This is a genomic window from Pedobacter sp. 05T44, assembly GCF_056395985.1.
On the sequence record NZ_JBFTKO010000001.1, the window covers coordinates 185,482 to 206,554 of the forward strand.

Genomic DNA, 21,073 nt, shown 5'->3' on the forward strand with positions numbered 1-21,073 from the left:
AACAACAACGGCCTAGGTAACTGAATTTTAATAAACGCTTACTGCTTTCCGGTAAGCATTTTTATAGAATCAACTTCTGCTTTTTTATACGGGCTACCGTCTTTTCTGAAAATATCATGAAACCATAGTTTAGGTTCTTTTCCATCAGGCATTGGGCTATCCCATGCGTAAATAGTATTGGTTTTTCCTGCCACCAAGCCCCAGTTGTAAGCACCAATATTTTCTTTTTTAAGGATAGGCATGATGTTGCTGAATAAGCTGTTTCTTGATCTTGCCATATATTCAGTACAGATAAGCGGGCGTTTAGAAACACTTCTAAGGGTATCAATCCATTTTTGGTGATCCTTTACATCGCCATAATTATGATAAGTGGTTACATCAGAATTCTGAATCTGATAATCTGAAAGTTCTTTCAAATCTAATTTCCATACCCCTACAGAAAGCGGCTGACTAGGGTTAACTGTACGGCCCCATTCAAATACTTTTTTAAGCAGATCCATGCTTTTGTTGCCGTAGTTTGAATTTCCAGGTTCGTTGTAAAGATCCCAAAGTACAATGCGTTTGTCATCTTTAAACGTTGTTAGTACATCTTTAACATAAGTTTCAAGCGTATCTACAAGCGTAGAGTCCTGATAATACAGATCTCCCGGGTCTCTTACCCAGCCGGAATTGTGAATACCAATTTTTGGTTCCGGTTGTTTTCCGGTTTTAAAAGTTGGATTCCAGCAATCATCAAATAGCACAAACAAGGTAGAGATATGGTGCTTATCGGCGATATCTAAATATTGTTTTACCCTTCCTTTGAAGCCATCTTTATCTTGTTGCCAGGCAGCATGATGCAGGTAAACGCGCATTGAGTTCATGCCAATTCCTTCAGCATAACCCAGTTCCTTATCAATAGTTGTCGGGTCAAAAGTTTCCTTTTGCCACATTTCTAATTGATTGATTGCAGTACTTGGTATAAAGTCGCTACCTCTTAACCAGCCCCATTGCTCATACCATTTATTGGCCTGTTCTACAGTCCATATTTCTCTTGGCTTTTGTTCTGTTTGTGAAGTTTGATCTGCTGGTTTTTGTACGCACGACTGAAACGCGAGCCCAAGCAAGCATAGTGCTAGATAATAGGTTTTTAGATTTCTCATTTTAAAAGGTTCTAGTTATAATTTAGTGATTTGTTCATTCTGTATGTTTATTAAATGTGGTGTTTTTATTTGGTTTCGGCACCAGTAAAAAGAAGTTTAAATGTCGATTCATCGGCTTGCAGCACATCAGCTTCATCGCCTTTAGCAAACTTTACATCTATAATTCCGGTTGACCGTGGTGATACTTTTGTAGCAGAATGATGAGTATGCATTACATATTTGTAATTTCCGGCTTTATCGGTAAACAAATCGCCATGCCCCGTTCCATTTTGCTTTAGTTTCTCTCTGCTTATGATCGGACTGCCTGCATATTTTTTCCATGGCCCCATAGGCGAAGTTGAAGTGGCATAACCTACTGCGTAATCCTTATTGCGAAAGTCATTTGCAGAATAGATCAGGTAATACAAATTCTTATGTTTTATTACTGTTGGCCCTTCGGTAACCGGCCAATCTGTTTTCTCAGTGTTTTCCCATGGAAGCACTCCGCTAATACACTCTTTGGTGGTTTCCTGCAATACATCAGAAAGATCAGATTTCATCTCTGAAACAAAAATCCTGTTGCCTTCTTTAAGCTTTACATGGTACATATAGGTTTTACCGTCGGTATCGAAGTACACAAAGGGATCAATCTGTTTGCCAATACCAGACAGCGACTTTATCTGCTCTTGCTTGAAGGGCCCTAGTGGACTATCGCTTTTCGCTATTGCAATCTGTTCATCAGCGGTGTAAGCCATGTAATAGGCATTTTTGTGTTTAAAAACCTGTGGTGCCCAAAAGCCTTTACTCCCAAAAGATTCTCCTTTTACAAGGGCGAAACCGTTGCTTTTACCTACAGGGCCTTTCCAGTTCTTTAAATCTGACGACTCATATACTTCAAAGCCCTTATCACTACTAGTGCCATACAAGTAATACTTGTCGTTATCCAGGAATATGGTAGGATCGGCAAGTGCTATAGGATCTTGCACCAAACGTCCTTTTATCATCCAGATTTCGGAATGGTTAGAATAGGCATTTGTGCTGGTTACCGCAACAATGGTGTTGTCGTTTAAAACAGCTACACTACTCCACAAGCACGACTTGTTTGCCGGGATAATGAATGGTGTAGATTTTCTATTGAAATTACGTGCTTCATCATCTCCGATAACCACCTTCATATCTGCAAATTCCATTTTATTGATACGCCCTTCGGTACCTTGATAAGAAAGTATGGTTTCGCCGGTTTTCAATTGCCTTAAATAAGGTGCGCCTGCATAGATATTATCGGCAATTTTATCTGCCAGGGCGTAGCTTCGGTTGGCGCTGCCAGCATCTACAGTGCTTGCCCAATTGTCTTTTAAAGTATTTCTGATGATGTAAGGTTTAAATGCGTCAAAGCCATTGTCTTCTATAGCAAAAGCGATCTCTTTTCCATTGCTAAGCAATAGAGGCACCGGCATACCATCTCGTTTCCCTGCTCTGAAACTTACAATTTGAGGTTTTTCAGTCCATGTTTGTCCGTTATCGCTGGAACGTAGCATGGAAATATTCTGCTCATCGGAATTTAGGTAGTCTCCCTCATTAGCAAAGTACAATTGAATTTCCCCATTGGGCAATTGCACTGCTGATGGCTCCCAACATCCATTTTTAAATTCATACCCTGCCTCATAAAGCAGTTTCTCGTCTTTCCAGGTGAGTCCGCCATCATAGCTTTTCTTGGTGCGGATACCAAATTTTCTGGAAGGAGAAATGTCGTACGGTCTTGGGTTATAACAAGCCAGTAAGGAATGATCCTTTAATTCCAATATATCTGGTACAGACATATTTGTGCCATTGGCGCGTTGTGCAACTGAAACAGGTGCCGACCAGGTCGCTCCCAGATCGGCACTTTTGACACTAACAATATTTCCATCGGCCTCATATATGGCTAAGAGCGATTGATCGTGCAATTGAATCATCCTGGCATATCCGCAATACCTTTCGCCTGCGGCAGATGAGGAGACCTTTTTTAAGGTATTATAATCCCATTCGATATGGCTTTTAACGGATGGTTTTTGTGGAACACTAACCGTTTCGTTCTTTTTACCGCAGCCAAAAGACAGCAGTGCGCAGAATTGTACTATAGTACAGATTTGGATAACTACTCTCATTCACCTGAAGGTTTTAGGATTGGCGTATCGATCTTTACAGGTTCACCAAAATTTGGTGTTCCATCGGCATTCCAGGTAAACTTCTGCATCCGTGGGCTACGGTCGTTAGAACATGCTAACCCCGCTCTGGGATTAGCATGATAAAGAATCCAATCTTCCGTTCCGTCTGGTGATTTAAAAAAGCTGTTATGGCCTGGGCCATAAGCTCCGCTTTCCGGTTTCTTAGTAAACACCGGTTTATCTGTTTTGGTCCAATCTGCCGGCTTCAGTGGATCGCCGTTCTCTTTTAAACTAATCATACCCAAAGAATAATCATCTGTCCAGCAACCACTGGCCGAAAAGATCAGAAAGGTTCTTCCATTCTTGTTGGTTAGGATTTCGGGCCCTTCATTTACATGAGGTAAACCTATCTTTTCCCAGTCGTATGTTGGAGTAGAAATCTCTGCTCTTGGTGTAGCCATTTTCCATGGTTCATCGGCTAACTGGGCAATATATAATCGCTGTGTATTATCAGTTGCTGAAATATGTCCGCTCCAGATAATGTAATTTTTACCATTGCTGGAGTACACCGTAGCATCTATGGCAAAGAAATCAGCATTGTTATCCTTTATCTGTCCTTTTACAACCCAGCTACCTTTTGTAGGATCGACATTACTGTTTTCCAGCACAAACATGCGCTGGGTAGATAAATCTCCAGAAGATCCGGCAGTATAATAGATGTACCATTTGTTGTTCAGAAAATGTAGTTCGGGTGCCCATATATTCTTTGAATCTGCACCTGATACAGGTGCTTTATAAGCCACGGTAACTTCAGCCCTGCTTAACTGTGAAAGGGCTTTTGTTTTACGTATAGAAACCTGAGTTCCCTGGGTATTCATGTAATAATAATACCCATCCTTTCTGATAACCCATGGATCTGGTCCGCTGCTGAGCAGGGGATTTGTGAAAGTGGTTATAGCAGGCGCAGGCTTGTCTTTATCAGGTTCAGACTTTTTCTGGCTCTTGCTACAACCAACTACGGCTTGCAATAGCAGAATAATGGTTACACTTCTTAAAAAMATAGTTTCTGAATTAATAATTAGGGTTCTGTGAAAGGTTAGTGTTATTGTCTACTTCGACCTGTGGCAATGGCAATCTGATGTGTTTTCCTACAACGAAATTCTTAAAGTCGGGGTCGCGTAATGCAACTTTATCTACATTCGCTTTGTTGTCAAGGTCACCCCATCTTTTTAAATCGGCCCATCTAACACTTTCACCACAAAGTTCTAAGCTTCGCTCTACTTTCAATCGCTCTCTGAAGAGGTCTTTATTGTTACCAATTGCAGGATATGCAGTAGCCAGGCCAGCCATGTTTACCCTGGTACGTACACGGTTTACGTATTGATAAGCATCCGCAGTTTGCCCAAGCTCATTCAATGCTTCTGCATACATCAGTAAAACATCGGCAAAGCGAATTACCCTGTTGTTAACCTGATTAAAATAATCTTCATTACTGCGCATATAGTCACGTGAGTATTTTTTGAACCAGGCTTCATCAGCACCCCACTCCCAGCTTCTGCCATAAGTCTTATCGCCAAAATCAGCTTCAAGACCAGGGTAGAACAAGGTATATCTTAACCTTGGATCAATTTTATTATCAGTAGTTTTCTCTTTTTTAAACTCATTAACCAACCAGAATCTGGCTTGTCCATCTGACCACCCTATACTTCTAGGTGCAAAAAATTGAGCACGATTACTACCCACATTTGCACTTGGCCCGTCACCTTCTGCAGATTTATTGACATCAGAAAATTGAATTTCAAATACAGACTCCTTGTTATTTTCGTTTTCTGCTCTGAAGTTATCTTTATAATCAACAAGATCATAATAATTTTTTCCTGCACCAGTTACAAGATAGTCAAAAGCGGTTTTAGCATCGGCCCATTTATGTTGTTGCATCAGTGCTTTACCTAGCAATGCTTGTGCTGCGCCTTTTGTAGCACGCCCAATCTCACCTCCGGTCCATTGTTCTGGCAGGTCAGCGCTTGCCTCTGTAAGGTCTTTTTCTACCTGTGCCCAAACCTGAGCTAAAGAGCTTTGTGCAGGCAAATCTGTTGGTGTTTGAATGGTGGTTACAATAGGAAAGTTCTCCCACAATATAGCGGCGTAATAGTAATAAAACCCTCTCAGGAACTTAGCTTGTGCAAGTATTTCTGCTTTCTTTTTGGCATCTGCAAAAGGAATTTCCGGCACATAGGTCAATACCTGATTACACCTGAAAATTGCCTTATAAGTATCTCTGTAAGTGTTCACATTACCTTCCCAGAAATTGTAATTGATATACTGGAAACGGGTCCAATCGCCAAGCTCAGTCCACGGACTGTTGCTCCATCCTTCATCAGAAGTTAAATCCAGTCTGAAATAAATCCACCTGTTCCACCCACCATTTTGGTAAAACATGGCATATGCTGCATTTACACCCTTTTGGGCATCGCTTTCAGTTTTCCAGAACTGGTCAACTGTTAATGTATTTGGGTTGTCCTGATCTAACAATGACTTTTTACAGGAGAACATCAGGACGAGTGCACTAAGCACTAATATTTTTGAAATTATCTTTTTCATGTTTCTAATATTAAAATCCGAAGTTTAAACCAAGAGATACTGTTCTTAAGTTAGGAAATGCACCAAAGTCAAATCCTTTTTCAAAAACACTTCCGTTACTAAATTYAGGATCCAGTCCTGTATACTTAGTGATAGTGATCAGATTTTGTCCGGAGAGAATCACCTTAGCATTATTAAATCCTATTCTTTTTAATAGTGTATTTGGGATATTATAAGAGATACCAATGTATTTCATACGTGCGAAACTTCCATTTTCCAACCAACGATCGGTATCGCCCCTGGCATTGATGGTACTGCTATAAAAAGCGCGAGGTACACTTGTGTTAGGATTTTCAGGAGTCCATGGTTGAACACCGGCGCGATAGTTAGAATTGTCTGAGAAGTTATCCATTACACTTCTTGGTCCGTTAAACACTTTTGAGCCAAAAGAACCAAACCAGTCCATAGAAAATTCAAACCCTTTATATGCGGCCCCGATGTTTAAACCCAACTCATAATCGGCCCATGGACTCCCTACAACTACTTTATCTTTATTTGTGATTTCACCGTCACCATCGTTATCCTTATAACGAATATCACCAGGCTGAGCAGCAGGCTGAATAACTTTACCATTTGCATTTTTATAACTAGCGACTTCGTTTGCATTCTGGAACAGACCATCTGTTTGCAGTACATACCACATACCAATTGGCTGACCAACTTCGGTAACCGTATTGCCGACAAAAGTTTTGTTCTTGTTATAGCCCAAACCCAGTACTTTATTATTTAACGTGGTTAAGTTTGCAGTAACATTGTATTTAAATTCACTTGAGTTTTCGACATATGATGCAGTAAACTCAAACCCTCTGTTACCTAATATACCACCGTTTACAAAAGGATTTCCTCCATCATTACCAGTAGAAATAAGCAATGGGTAGCGGATTAATACTCCGTCTGTTTTTGAAATAAAGTATTCAGCACTGATTGAAAGTTTGTTGTGAAGAAAAGCAGCATCAATACCATAATTTTGCTGAGTTACTTCTTCCCAGTGCAAATCCCTGTTTGCAAGCTGTACCTGAGTTGAACCTGACTGAAGATTTTGGTTTGGCCCCATTGGAATTGCAGAGAAGGTATTAACAAAGGCCATATATTCATATGCACCAATATCACTGCTTCCTAAAGTTCCATAGTTAGCTCTTATTTTCAGATCATCAATCCAGGAAGACTTGAAAAAATCTTCCTTACTGATACGCCATGCACCCGACACAGATGGGAAGCTACCAAATTTATAATCAGGCCCAAATCTKGAAACACCATCAGTTCTGATAACTGCATTTAGTAAATACTTATCGGCATAATTGTATTCTAACCTGCCGAAGTAAGAAATGAGATCTGCGCGATTCCTGTAACCGCCAGTTTGTGCTTCATTTCCCTGATCTAAAACATCATAATAGTGACCTGTGGTAGAGTTCTGTAAGATATTACGCTTAGTTCCCCACATTAAAGCATAATTATCTTTTTGATAAGACTGTCCACCGATAACTGTTAATGAATGTCTGCCAAATTCTTTATTGAAAGTAAGTGTGTTTTCTATAAGGACTGTGGATGACTCTCCTCTATTCTCATTTAGTATTGCAGGGTCATAAGCTTGGTTAAGTGTCCAGAATCCATCCTTTTTCAAATAAGTATAATGATCTCTGCTGGTTTCGTAACCAAGACTAGTTCTGAACTTTAATGGCTTAAGTAATTGCAATTCAGCGAATAAATTACCTCTGATTCTTAAATTTTGATTTATACGATCTTCAAGGTTCGCTATAGCAAGCGGATTAGTTCCAAATGTTCTGGCTTTGGCTTCGTCTCCGTAACCATACCCTCCCGGATGGCCGGCATCATAAACTGGTATAGTAGGCAACATACGAACAACATCAAGTATTGGGTTACCCGACATCTCGTTGTTTTTGGAACTGCTTATTGCCAGATTTTCACCAATGGTAAATATGCCTTTGGTCCCTTTTGTATTAACTCTAAAACTAAGTCGATCAAAATCAGTACTGATTACCGTACCTTTGTTTCCAAAATAACCACCTGAAACAAAATAGGTAGCATCCTTACTTCCACCAGAGAAACTTAGGTTATAATCCTGTACATTTCCTGTTCTAAATGCTACATCCTGCCAATCTGTATTTGTATTTAGATCCAGCTGTTGGCGGTTTATTTTGGCATTATCATAAGCCATAAAATTTAATCTCGAAAACTCTTCTGTTTCGGCAAGATCATACCTGGGAATAGTTTGCAAGCTACTTTTTCCTGAAAATTCTATTTTCATAGGACCATCAAGACCTCTTTTGGTAGTAATGATAATTACGCCATTCGCTGCTCTCGACCCGTAGATGGCTGCTGCAGATGCATCTTTAAGAATTTGTATGGATTCAATATCGGCCGGATTAAAGTCGCGGTTGGCACTGGTAACCAAACCATCAATTACATACAGCGGATTGTTAGCCCCAAAGTTCTTTAATCCTCTGATCTGGATCTGCGCTTCCGAACCGGGTTGTCCACCGCCCCTTACTCTGATACCGGTAGCTAAACCCTGTAATGATTCTGCAACAGTAGTTCCTTGTCTTTTCTGAACATCTGATGCCTTTACAATAGAGATAGCACCTGTGAGGTCCTTCTTTTTCTGCGTTCCGTAACCTACTACTACTACTTCACTTAAATCGGAAGCTGATTCAACTAGGGATACATTAACGGTTGATCGGCCGTTAACTGCAACCTCCTGAGTAGTGTAACCGATATAAGAAAACACAAGAACTGCATTTCCGGCATTAGGCACTGAAATGGTATAAGCACCATTCTGACTTGTTGTGGTAGATGCAGATGTTCCCTTGACCTGCACCCCAACTCCTATTAATGGTCCCGATTTATCTGATACGGTTCCAGTTATGTTGCTCTGTGCAAATACTGCCTGGCAACAGAGGATAAATAATGAACTAAGAATAAAGCAGAGCTTTAACTCTTTGCTAAAGTGTAATTTTTTTTTCATGCTCATTTACAATTTATATTTGGTTGGTTCAACTCATTCCGTAACGGCATGAATTGTTATGCTAATTGAGGAATTAACATTTGATCTTACTGATCAAACGTTGTTCAATTTGTCTCAATTCCTCCAATAATGGCAGAAATAAGGAATTCATGTTCCTTTTTGGGGGTTTTCAACCTATCTTTATAATAACCAATATAAAATAGCATTGAACAAGTTTTTATTGATATTATCCATACTCATTGGTGTGGTCGTTTCAACATTCGCACAGTCATATACCTTCAGACATTATCAGGTTGAAAACGGCTTATCTTATAATTCTGTAATCTGCAGTTTGCAGGACAGAAAAGGATTTTTATGGTTTGGAACTAAAGATGGTCTGAACAGATTTGACGGTTATACCTTTAAAATTTTCAGGAATGACCCCGACAATCCTAAAAGCATAGGCAATAACTTTATACACAGCCTTTATGAAGATAAGAATGAGAACATTTGGGTTGGCACACTGATCGGGCTATACAAATACAATCCATTAAATGAAAGTTTTGATCTTGTTGAATCTACGAAAAACAGAGATATAAGGGATATTAAGCTAGATCGTAAAGGTAACATCTGGTATATAGCAGGTTTAACGCTTTGCAGATATAACGAGAAATCTAAAAAGCTAAACACATTTGAACAAAGGGTATACTCAGGAGCTACATCTTTAACTATTACTGCAAATGATGAGGTTTGGGTTTCAACAACGGATGGGTTTATTCAGAAATACAACGACAAAAAAAATACGTTTGAAAATTATAATGTATTTATTAATTCTAAGCCAACGATTTCGTCCTGGATAGAAAAACTGCATGATACGGGAAAAGGATTCTTTTTTATTGGGACATCGAACCAGGGTATTAAAACATTTGACCTCAACACCCTCACTTACAAAGATATTTTAGTTGCAAACCCAGATCAAACACCCATCTATGCAAGGGATTTTATTACTAAAGATAACACTGAATACTGGATAGCTACAGAATCTGGTCTGTTCATTTACAACATAAAAACAGGTAAATACAGTAACCTGCGGAATAAGTTTAACGATCCATATTCAATTTCTGACAACGCGGTATATACATTAGCCCGGGATAAAGAAGGAGGAATATGGGCAGGAACATATTTTGGAGGGGTAAACTACTACCCTAATCAATATACTTCGTTCGACAAATTCTTCCCCCAGGGCGGAGGCAACAGTTTAAGCGGCTACGCGGTTAGAGAGATTTGTAACGACAAAGAGGGTAATATCTGGATTGGTACCGAAGATGGCGGGCTAAATAAATTGGACCATAAAACAGGTGTTTTTGAGCATTTTAAGCCTACCGGAGATAAAACAAGTATATCACATACAAACATTCACGGGTTACTTGTTGTGGATGATGAGCTATGGATTGGAACTTTTGAGCGTGGACTGGATGTAATGGATATAAAAACGTCGAAAGTGATCAGACATTATCGTGCCGGACAAGCCCCAAATGAATTGAAAAGCAATTTTATTGAAAGTCTGCTTAAAACCCGGTCGGGCGAAATTCTGGTGGGTACATCATTTGGCTTGTACCGCTACAATAGAGCGGGCAACGACTTCACCTTGCTAAACGAAGTGCCCGGGAACCTGCATTATTCAAATCTGATTGAAGATAGCCATGGTACTATTTGGGCAAGTTCTTTACGAGATGGACTTTATTTTTATAATCCGACCAATAGAACATCCGGTTATTACAAATACGAAGAAAATAATAGAAAAAGTTTAAGTTCCAATGCCATAAACAGCACGTTTGAAGATGCAAACGGAGGTTTGTGGGTGGCCACAGAAAATGGTTTAAATCAGTTTAATGAGAAGGAACGAAACTTTAGGAGGTATAACAGCAAAAGCGGCTTTCTGAGTAACGTATTCTATAAAATTCTCGAAGACAGGAATGGTAATCTATGGATAAGTACCTCGAGAGGCCTGGTATGCTTTAACCCTGCTACCAATCGAATTAAATCATACACTAAGGCGAATGGGCTTCTTAGTGATCAATTCAATTATAGCTCCGCATTTAAAGATGCTAATGGAAGGATGTATTTTGGCAGCGTAAAAGGGTTGATTAGTTACTTTCCCGATCAGTTCAGACAGAATAAATTTGTCTCACCGGTTTACATCACCGGTTTTCAGGTTTATAATAAAGAGATAGAAATTAATAAGAAGAATTCTCCTTTAAGCCGCTCCATTAACTTTACAGACGAGATTGAGCTGGCCCATGACCAATCGACTTTTAGTATAGACTTTGCCGCTTTGGGGTATACAGCGCCGGAAATGACTGAATATACCTTTAAAATGGAAGGATTGGATAAAAGCTGGACTTATTTAAAAACCAACAGGAAGGTATATTTCACAAACTTATTTCCTGGCACATACGTATTCAAGTTAAAGGCAGCAAACAGCAGTGGTATGTGGAGCAACAAAATCACTGAGCTAAAGATCATTATAAAACCACCTATATGGGCCAGTCCGCTTGCCTTTTTATTTTATGCCTTAGTAATTGCAGTGGCTATATACTATGCTATCCGTTATTATCATCAACGCATCAGCAACAAAAATAAGCGCAAAATTGAATTGTGGGAATCGAAAAAAGAGAAAGAACTGTATCATGCTAAGATTGAGTTTTTCACTTATGTTACCCATGAGATTCGTACTCCGCTAACTTTAATTAAAGGACCACTAGAGGAGGTAATGAAAAAGACCGAAGAGATACCTGCTATTACGGATAACCTGGTGATCATGAAGAAGAATACCAATCGGTTAATTGAGTTAACAGATCAGTTGCTGGACTTTAGAAAAACTGAAATTAAAGGGTTTAACCTCAACTTTGTAAACATTAACGTGAGCAAGTTACTGGAAGAAAATTGCTTAAGGTATAAATCAGCGATGGAACAAAAGGAGCTTAGGTTAACTGTTAATTCACCAGAGAAACCACTTTATGCATATGCAGACCCCGAAGCTTTAAATAAGATACTCAGTAATTTGATTGACAATGCGGTTAAATATGCCTCTGAACAGATTGCTATTACTTTAAATTCAGATCCGAATAATTTTGATATCGAAGTAAAAAGCGATGGGGATCTTATTCCGTTTAACATGCATAAAAAAATCTTTGAGCCATTTTATAGAATGGAAAGCAATAAAAATCAAAGAGGTACAGGAATAGGTTTACCCTTAGCCCGTTCATTGGCAGAACTACATGAGGGAACATTGCAACTTAGGACTAATGATGGCATTTGGAATGTATTCTCTCTTGTTTTACCTAAGCATCATGAAAGAGAATTTAAAATAAATGACGACCTGCCAGATGAATTACCAGTAGTTAGGGAGGTTACACAAGAAAATAAAAACATAGAATCTCCTGTTATTTTACTGGTTGAAGACAACATTGAGATCAGGGAATTTATAACAGATAAATTGATTAAAGATTTTCAGGTAATCCAGACCGGTAACGGAGAGGAAGCTTTGGATGTTTTAAAACAAAAAAGTATTCATTTAATTATCAGCGACATTATGATGCCTGTAATGGATGGTTATGAATTGTGTAAGGCCGTTAAAGACAATCTGGAATACACGCATATTCCGATTATCCTGTTAACAGCAAAAAACACGTTGCAGTCTAAAATTGAAGGTCTGGAAGTTGGTGCTGATGCTTACCTGGAAAAACCATTTTCTCCGGATCATTTGCTTACCCAGATTTCAAATCTGCTTGCCAGTCGTGATAAGATTAAGAATTACTTTGCCAGCTCTCCTTTGGTGCACATTAAAAGCATGGCATACAATAAAGCCGATGAAGCATTTCTTGAAAAGCTAAATGAAATTATAAATAAAAACATTGATAATAAATCACTAGATGTAGATCTGCTGGCAGATGCAATGAACATGAGCAGACCAACATTATACAGAAAGATAAAGGCGATCTCTAATCTTTCGCCACATGAACTGATTAATATAACAAGGCTTAAAAAAGCAGCAGAATTGTTAGTTGAAGGAAACTACAAAATATTAAAAATTGCTTCTATGACGGGGTTTAGCTCGCAAGCGCAATTTGGAAGATGTTTTGTTAAACAGTTTGGAATGACCCCGTCTGAATATGCAGGATCAAAACATTTAGTTATTACTGAGGGTGTATCATAAAATTATGATGCACCCTCAATACAATATCTTTTTCTACTACCTAAAAAGTATAAATGCTATGATTAAAGTGATGATAATATTGAAGCCTTGTGCAATTAAAAAGGCATAGAAAGGTTTCTTACTGTTCTTACCAAACAGGTCCGCAAAATTGGTTTCTAATCCGATACTGGTAAAGGCAAGTACAAACCAAAGTCCCTGTAAGTTCTTTAAGCTACCTTTAACTTCGGCATTTACTTCTGGAGTAATGAAGAAAGAAAATAATAATGAGGCCGCAATAAAGCCGATTACAAATTTAGGGAAACGCTCCCAAATCACTTTAAGCGTTGGTTTACTTTCTTTATCTTTTCCGGCAGGATGTTGTGTGTATGTCCAGTATACTGAAATCGCAAATGCTGCAATACCTAACAATACATTTTGAGAAAATTTAACAATGGTACTGATTTTTAACGCTTCCTCTCCTACCAAAGAACCTGACGCGACTACTGCCCCAGTTGTATCTATACTACCGCCTAACCATGCGCCTGTAACTGCTTGCGGAAAATGAAAGTAGGCCGCAATATAAGGCATAAAGATCATCATAGGTATTGCCGTAATAAGTACCATGGATATCACATAGGATAGTTTTTTTGAATCGCCTTTAATGGCCCCTGATGTAGCTATTGCTGCTGATACACCACAAATAGAAACTGCACTGGAAATCATCATGGTTAACTCATCATCTATCTTCATTTTTTTACACAGCCAAAATGCAAAGTACCATACAGAAAGCACTACAACCAAGGCTTGGATTAGGCCCAGAGAGCCCGCCTTTAATACATCAGAAAAGATTACACTTGTACCTAACAACACCAACCCTATTTTAACAAACAGCTCGGTAGATAAAGCTGATTTAAACCATTCTGGTAACTTAAAAAAGTTACTGATTGCCAAACCAATAGCCAGACTAAAAATTACTGCTTCCAAATTCAATGCTTTAACCTGGCTATTGCCTGCAAGCACAAGCGCTATCATGGTTAAAACGTAAACAGATGGAAAGGTTAGCACTGCGCTTTTAACAGATTTCCCTGTTAAAAAAGAACCCAATGCAGCTATGATGATTACCAATATAAATTGCAATCCAATATACCCAAGGTTGGATGCTGTAAGTACTGATGAGGTGAGATCAGCTATGCTGGACCAGTTAAATACTGGAACGGGCAATAGCAGTCCTGAAAGCGTTAAAATGATTGTTAATGCTCCAAGGATAACTACTACCCAATCTTCATGAATGTTTAGTTTTTTAGTTTCTGACATTTGAATTTAGTTTGATTTGTGTATTGTGTTTGTTTTGTTTTAAATTGTGATAGAGAAAACGTCTTTTAAGGCGCGTTTTGCGGCGTGATAACCACACATTCCATGTACTCCCCCTCCCGGAGGAGTTGATGAGGAACACAGATATAGACCCTTTGCAGAAGTTCGATAAGGTGAACTGCGTAAAGCTGGTCTTGTAAAAATCTGTCCAAGGTCAATTACACCACCGTTAATATCTCCTCCTATATAATTTGGATTGTAAGCCTCCACCTGTGCGGTATTCATGGTGTGCTTTGCCAATATCCTATCTCTGAAACCGGGAGCAAAGCGCTCTATTTGTTTTTCAATAGTTTCAGTCATATCTGTTACCGATCCATTTGGCACATGACAATAAGCCCATGCCGTATGCTTTCCTTCCGGAGCCCTCGATGTATCAAATAAACTTTGCTGCGCAAGTAATACAAAAGGTTTGTCGGCATGTTTACCCTGCCAGCTAAGCTTTTCAGATAAGGTAATTTCTTCCAGCGTATTGCCAATATGTACCGTTCCAGCGTGACGTGCTTCTTTTGCAGTAAAGGGAATGGCTTCATCCAATGCCCAATCAACTTTAAAAACGCCCATTCCGTAGCGATATCTTTCCAATTGCCATTTATAAATGGAAGAAAACTTATGACCAGCTATTTGCAACAATTGCTTTGGTGTTACATCAAATAATACCGTTCGGGAAGAAGGCAATTCATCTAAAGATTTTATATAACGTCCCGTTTCAATTTTACCTCCTAACGCAATAAAATAAGATGACAATGCATTTGCAATTTCTTTTGATCCGCCCACGGGAATAGGCCATCCTTTTAGATGTGCCGCAGCCATTAATACTAACCCTATTGCCGATGTTGTTAAGTTAGACAGTGGTTGAATAGAGTGTGCTGCCATTCCGGCCCATAATCCTCTTGCGGCTTTAGTTTTAAATCTTTTAGCTAAGAAAGTTGCCGATGTAAGTGCATTTAATCCAAATTTAGCCATAGCAATGGGGTGTTTAGGAAAATGCAAAGGACCAAGAACATCGACTGCTATATCTGGCCAGTCTTTAACAAGCGGCTTTAATAATTTAAGATAGGCTTGTTCATCGTCGCCAAGCAATCTTGCAGTTTCTTCTATAGAACTTCCCAGGACAGCCGCCGTACCGTCATCAAATGGATGAGCAGCAGCAAGATCTGGAAATGTATAAAACAATCCATAATCCTGAAGCGGAAGTGTATTAAAAAATGGCGAGCCAATTGCAAGCGGATGAATAGCAGAACAAACATCATGCACAAAGCCAGGTAAGGTAAATTCGGCAGACCTTAATCCGCCACCAATCTCATTCTTTCCCTCAATAATCAGTACCGACAGGCCTTCCTGTTGTAATGCTATGGCAGCTGCTAAACCATTTGGCCCTGAACCAACCACTACTGCATCAAAATCTGGTTTTCCCACTATAATTTATTTCTTACTTAATGATAATTTATTTTCGTTTAACAACCTTGTTACTGCATCGTGAAGGTAGGGATATTTGAATTTAAATCCATTCTTTTCCAAAACTGACGATACCACTCTTCTTCCTGAAAGGACAAGTTCTGCCTCTGTACCAATAAAAACAGCACCTATTTTAATAAATATAGCAGGGTTTGGTAACCCAAAGGGAATGTTAACAGACTGTCTGATCGTTTTCATAAATTCTTTATTAGTTACCGGAAAAGGGCTGGCTGCATGAACAATTCCTTTAAAATCAGCATCTAAGATTGTATATCTAATCAGATCCGTAAAATCCTGCTCATGTATCCAGGTCATGTATTGGTTACCTGTGCCTATTTTGCCGCCTAGTCCAAACTTAGCCATATTCAGGAATGGTTTTAAAATGCCACCATTTTGTTGCAAAACCATCCCTATTCTTAAAAACACTTTTCGCGTTTTCGGAGTATCATATCTAGCGAAAGCTTTCTCCCAGGCCTTACAAACTTCCGGAGAAAAACCACTTCCTGTAAGTGAATCTTCAACTTTCACTTCATCACCAGAATTCCCAAAAATAGCTGCAGATCCCGCATTAACCCATACTTCAGGCGGTTTGTTCAATTCTCCTATTGCCTTTCCAATAATTAGTGTTGCATCCACTCTCGAGTCAATGATTTCCTGTTTATTAGCATCTGTGTAACGGCAGTTTACAGATCTCCCTACCAGATTAATTATAGCCTTGCTGCCTTCCAGTTCCTTAGTCCAATTGCCTATGTTTTTGGCATCCCAAAGTACATATCTGATATCCTGTTCATTCTTCCTTATCGTTCTGGTCAGCACCACAATTTCATAATCAGGAAAGGCTTTTATTATTGCAGATCCTAAAAAACCCGTTCCTCCGGCTATAATTATTTTATTACTCATTGAATTTAAGGTTTAATATTCCTTTACTGAACTATATCGGCCTTCAACCAAAGGATACTTTTTATCAGATCTGTCTAAGACTACATAAATAGAATCTCTAAATTCATTAATTCCGTTAAGAATAATTCTATTTGCCGTGGGCCTGCTGTAGTGCAACACTTGCGTTTCTTCTTTGTGATTCTTGTTTTTGTTCTGCAAATAAAGGATATGGTTTACTGTATCTGCTTTATAGAAAAAGTACCTGCGTTCACCGGCCATACCACCAACCTCCCATCTGGTTACCCCCAGGTCACGGTTTTTCTTTAGCTTGTCTAACTGATCAGAATCTTGAGTATTTACCTGATTAAGTCTATTATTCTTTTTATCATTCTTTACACGGAGCGGAGAATAACCAATCATGCGGTCGGCAATGGCCCCACGATTGGTTTTATAGCTTAATGACGACCAACCTTCAAATGTTGCATCTTGCCAGCGTATGGAGTCTTGAGGGGTATAAGGAACTACCTTGTTATTTAACCTGTATTCTGTTACGTTATAATAGCCTTTTGCTCCCGCTAATCCGGGAGTACTCGGGATGTTATAATTGTTTCCGTTAAAAAAACCATATGCCCACAAACCAGCCGCAACCGGAACAAACAAGAAATTAAAAGTCCATTTTACACCTGCGGCGAGATTGCGCTGCCATTTTTCGGAGATAACCGGCTGATAACGGTAAGGTAAGATGTCTTTTTCATTTACCAGCAGATTCCAGATTTTAGGTAAATCGTACCACACTATAAATATACCAATAATGGCAAAATAAGCCGCAGGAACTGCTACACCAGCATCATAAGCATGGTTGGCAATACAGATGTTAAATGTTACCACAGCCGCTAGTGCCGCTCCCAAAGGAGAAGTTTTTCTATTTAACAACAACAGTCCGGGAAGGATTTCGGCGAATCCAAGAAATACAGTATACCAGAAAGAAACACCAACGTGCGACCAATATAACTTCTTCTCCGCCATATCGATAAATGGCGTATTTAGCATCCCAACTGTAGGGAAAACCATTTGCATCGGAAAAGCTTTCTTTAATCCCCATCCAATCATCCCATATGCCAGGCGATAACGAGCAAGTACCCGGATCCAATAATAAAGCTTACTATATTCTGTGGATTTCTTATCAAAAGCTGTCCAGATCAATCCTCCAACAATAGATCCTGCAAATAGCAGAATCAAATTAATATAATTTAATAACCCAAACACCCCTTCTTCTGATTCTATGGTTACAATCTGTGGGGGCCAGAACGCTACTATGGCTTGAAAATCATGATAAGTGATCTTCGAAAACTTTAAAGCGAAAAGCTCTTCATAAAACTTTGGATAAGTGGGAATACACAAAAAAAGCATATACAAAAAGCCTATCCGAAATGCTATTTTCTGATAGTTCTTCCATTTGCCGGTTTTAGGCGATTCTTTAACTACTTCCTGCTCTTGTTTGTCTGCTGCTGCTGTTTCTGCAGGAGCATCCAGGTTTATCTCTAATGTGGACATTTTAATTTCTTTTAAGTGACAACTAGATTTTTACAGGTTTACGGCGACCCTCGAACATCATATACTTCTTATTTATTTTGGCAAGAACCACATGTATCGAATCTCTGTTTTCGTTAATACCCGACAGTACTATTGTGGAATCATTTGGCCGCTCATACTTGAGCTGAAGCTTTTCATTCCGTTGATTTTTATTCTTATTCTGTAATGAAAGCGTATGGTTTACAGTATCGGCATCATAGTAGAAATAGTGGCGACCGGCATATCCTGCCAGTTCATAGTTTCTATCAATATCTTTTTCATGAACTTCTTCGCCGCTCGACAAGTCTATTTTAACGGGGCGATTCACTTTAATCGTTAGTGTCGACCATTTTTCGAAAACCACATCCTGCCATCTGTTCGGATCAGTTTTGGAGTATGGTATAGTATCTTTATTTAATACAAACTCCTTTACATTATAATACCCAAATGCTTTACTTAAACCTGGTGTATGAGGTATTTTATAAGGATCATTTGTGTAATTATCATAAGCCTTATATGCAAAGAGTACAACAAAGGCCAGAAATGCTATTTTTAATCCTTTCCGCGCATTTCTTAAACGACTATCCGTAAATTTTGGAATAAATTTATTGGCATAAGCCGGTGTTTCTTTAATGAGCAGATCATATAATCTGGGGATATCGTATACAAATAAGAAAGTTGCTAAGAGCACAATAAAAGTACTTAGCGCTTGCTCACCTATATCATAAAATCCATTTGCTACCGCTACATTCCCTAAAAAACCGAATATTAGTCCTACACCAAACGTGACTGTCTTCCTGTTAAAAAGCAAGAAGGCAGCAAGTATTTCAACAAAACCTAAAAAAGATTCGTACTTAGGTGCTATGCCTACCGTTTGGAAATATATTTTCCAGGCAAAATAATCTCCATAATTAGTCAGCAGATTACTTAACGAAGGATATGGCATCTGCAACGGAAAAAATTTAATAAAGCCATAAGTAACCAGTACAAACGCAAGGCGATATCTCACCAATACCCTTAACCAGTAATATAACTTGGTATATTCCTTTCTTTGGGCATCTGCTTTACCCCAAATGACAGCACCTACGGCTGCAATACCGATAAATACTACCCAGTTTGCAAAACCTCCAATACCCCATTCAGCAATTTGATTGTCAGAAAAAAACTGAGGTTGGTACTTAGTTAACTTAAACAGATCGTGAAAATGGAGGTGAAGCCAATTGATAGAGAATAGCTCTTTGTAGAACTTCCAGTCTATAGGAATAATCTGTATCACGAGAAAGATAAAGAAGAACCGGAACAAATTCTTTTCCMAGGGTTTCCACTCCCGTGATTCATTGTTTGTGTTGGTTGTTATTTTGCTCATAACAAATATATTTTAATGATGTTAAAATTTTAATTTCTGCCGTAACCCGGGTTCTGAACAAGTGATGGATCGGCAATGATCTCTCCTGCCGGTATTGGAAAAATGTATTTATTAGGATCGTTCAGGTTCAGGACTGCAGGGGCTCTACCTGTTCTGACCAAATCAAACCACCTGAAAGGTTCCAGGGCAAACTCTACACGCCTCTCATTTTCTATAGCTAACAATACTTCATCCTTATTCAGACTTGCGCTTATTTCAGGCACGCTCGACCTAACCCTTACCGCATTTATATCTGCAATTGCACCGCTTAAATCAGGTACCGTTTTAAGTACACGTGCTTCGGCCCTGTTAAGAAATAATTCTGCCGTTCTGATAATGTATCCAGCAGAAGTGTTAGTGGGATAAATACCACCAATAAATTGTCCTGCAGCATTTTTCACAGAAAGGATTTTACGATCACCACCAATAGCAGGATCATTCAAAAGATTGTGAATTACTGCTTTTGGTTCAAGTGCCCTGTTACTGGTATTCCATTGAGCGTAACCCGCATTAACATCATTTACACTGTAAGAAAGTTCTAATACAGACTCTGATGTTCCCGCAGCAAGATTAAAAGGTTTAATCAATTTATACCCGGGATTTGCCAAAACAGTATTGATATCGGCTTCGGCCTCAGTATATTTTTTCTGATATAGATAAAGTCTGGCTCTCAATGCAATTGCTGTAGACCTGGTTATCCTGTTCCTCACAATAGTAGTAGGCAGCAAGGGTTCTGCCTTGTTTAAATCTTCGAGTACCTGAGCAAACACTTCCGCCTGTGTACTTTGCTTAACGCCTAGTTTATCAGCCACCACATTAGTTGGTGTTAAAAATATCTGCACATTGCCAAACACCCGGGCAAGATCAAAATAAGATAAGGCCCTAATGGCATAAGCCTCACCTAACAGCTGATTTTTAAGATCATTACCAAGCTTATTATCTGTTACCAGAGGCACCTTTTCAATAATATGATTGGTGCGGTTAATGGTGTTGTAGAAGTTCCCCCAGTAGGTAGATAAGAATGCAATATCTGACCGCAGATCATAATTGATTACATTCAAATCCGTTTGGGCATTGTTTAGTGATTTAATGTCTCCACCCGATTGAAGTATTGTATTCTGGAAAGCACTTCCATAATTAAGACTTGCCAATCCGCGGTAAGCGCCTCTTACTGCAGCTTCTGCTGATGATCTATCGTAGATCGTAGTTTCATCGGGTATGGTATCGTATGGTGAAACTTCTAAATATTTTTTGCAGGAGAACAGTGATGAACTGATCAGCAATAAAAATAGGAGTGTTTTATTTTTAGTATTCATGATTCTA

12 protein-coding genes are annotated in these 21,073 nt (G+C 39.0%); 1 reads left to right on the forward strand and 11 read right to left on the reverse strand.

The features are described from left to right. Positions 1–38 precede the first annotated feature (38 nt). The 5 genes from AC1DDK_RS00745 to AC1DDK_RS00765 all read right to left on the reverse strand — a co-directional run bounded on the left by AC1DDK_RS00745 (position 39) and on the right by AC1DDK_RS00765 (position 8,891). A complete protein-coding gene (locus tag AC1DDK_RS00745; protein WP_172663771.1) occupies positions 39–1,142 on the reverse strand; it encodes a cellulase family glycosylhydrolase in 1,104 nt (367 codons plus the stop codon). 65 nt (positions 1,143–1,207) lie between these two features. Further along, complete coding sequence (locus AC1DDK_RS00750) at positions 1,208–3,268, reverse strand: family 43 glycosylhydrolase (RefSeq protein ID WP_337715129.1); 2,061 nt, start codon at positions 3,266–3,268, stop codon at positions 1,208–1,210. Further along, on the reverse strand, positions 3,265–4,296 hold the full coding sequence (locus tag AC1DDK_RS00755) for a glycoside hydrolase family 43 protein (protein ID WP_477633751.1): 1,032 nt from the start codon (positions 4,294–4,296) through the stop codon (positions 3,265–3,267). The genes AC1DDK_RS00750 and AC1DDK_RS00755 overlap by 4 nt, the downstream gene beginning before the upstream one ends. 43 nt (positions 4,297–4,339) lie before the next feature. Continuing rightward, entirely contained in the window at positions 4,340–5,869 is a 1,530-nt protein-coding gene (locus tag AC1DDK_RS00760; RefSeq protein ID WP_288882388.1) for a RagB/SusD family nutrient uptake outer membrane protein, read from the reverse strand. A 10-nt stretch (positions 5,870–5,879) separates the two neighbouring features. After that, entirely contained in the window at positions 5,880–8,891 is a 3,012-nt protein-coding gene (locus tag AC1DDK_RS00765) for a SusC/RagA family TonB-linked outer membrane protein (RefSeq protein WP_477633752.1), read from the reverse strand. Between the two features lie 205 nt (positions 8,892–9,096). Here AC1DDK_RS00765 and AC1DDK_RS00770 point away from each other — a divergent pair, with 205 nt between their 5' ends. After that, positions 9,097–13,089, forward strand: coding sequence for a hybrid sensor histidine kinase/response regulator (locus AC1DDK_RS00770; protein WP_337715133.1), 3,993 nt, complete (start codon positions 9,097–9,099; stop codon positions 13,087–13,089). A 36-nt stretch (positions 13,090–13,125) separates the two neighbouring features. Here AC1DDK_RS00770 and AC1DDK_RS00775 read toward each other — a convergent pair whose 3' ends face one another. The 6 genes from AC1DDK_RS00775 to AC1DDK_RS00800 are packed head-to-tail and all read right to left on the reverse strand — an operon-like array spanning position 13,126 to position 21,066. Next, the gene (locus AC1DDK_RS00775; RefSeq protein ID WP_048904555.1) at positions 13,126–14,382 is read right to left on the reverse strand and encodes a YeiH family protein; all 1,257 of its coding nucleotides are present in this window, start codon (positions 14,380–14,382) and stop codon (positions 13,126–13,128) included. A gap of 39 nt (positions 14,383–14,421) precedes the next feature. Further along, complete coding sequence (locus tag AC1DDK_RS00780) at positions 14,422–15,855, reverse strand: phytoene desaturase family protein (RefSeq protein ID WP_337715134.1); 1,434 nt, start codon at positions 15,853–15,855, stop codon at positions 14,422–14,424. Between the two features lie 6 nt (positions 15,856–15,861). Beyond that, positions 15,862–16,794 (reverse strand): TIGR01777 family oxidoreductase, encoded by a 933-nt coding sequence (locus tag AC1DDK_RS00785; protein WP_337715136.1) that lies wholly within the window; start codon positions 16,792–16,794, stop codon positions 15,862–15,864. A 12-nt stretch (positions 16,795–16,806) separates the two neighbouring features. After that, positions 16,807–18,327: a DoxX family protein gene (locus AC1DDK_RS00790; RefSeq protein WP_337715138.1), complete on the reverse strand. Its 1,521-nt coding sequence runs from the start codon at positions 18,325–18,327 to the stop codon at positions 16,807–16,809. Positions 18,328–18,349: 22 nt separating this feature from the next. Next, a complete protein-coding gene (locus tag AC1DDK_RS00795) occupies positions 18,350–19,711 on the reverse strand; it encodes a DoxX family protein (protein WP_477633753.1) in 1,362 nt (453 codons plus the stop codon). A 29-nt stretch (positions 19,712–19,740) separates the two neighbouring features. Continuing rightward, positions 19,741–21,066: a RagB/SusD family nutrient uptake outer membrane protein gene (locus tag AC1DDK_RS00800; protein ID WP_337715143.1), complete on the reverse strand. Its 1,326-nt coding sequence runs from the start codon at positions 21,064–21,066 to the stop codon at positions 19,741–19,743. Positions 21,067–21,073: the final 7 nt, after the last annotated feature.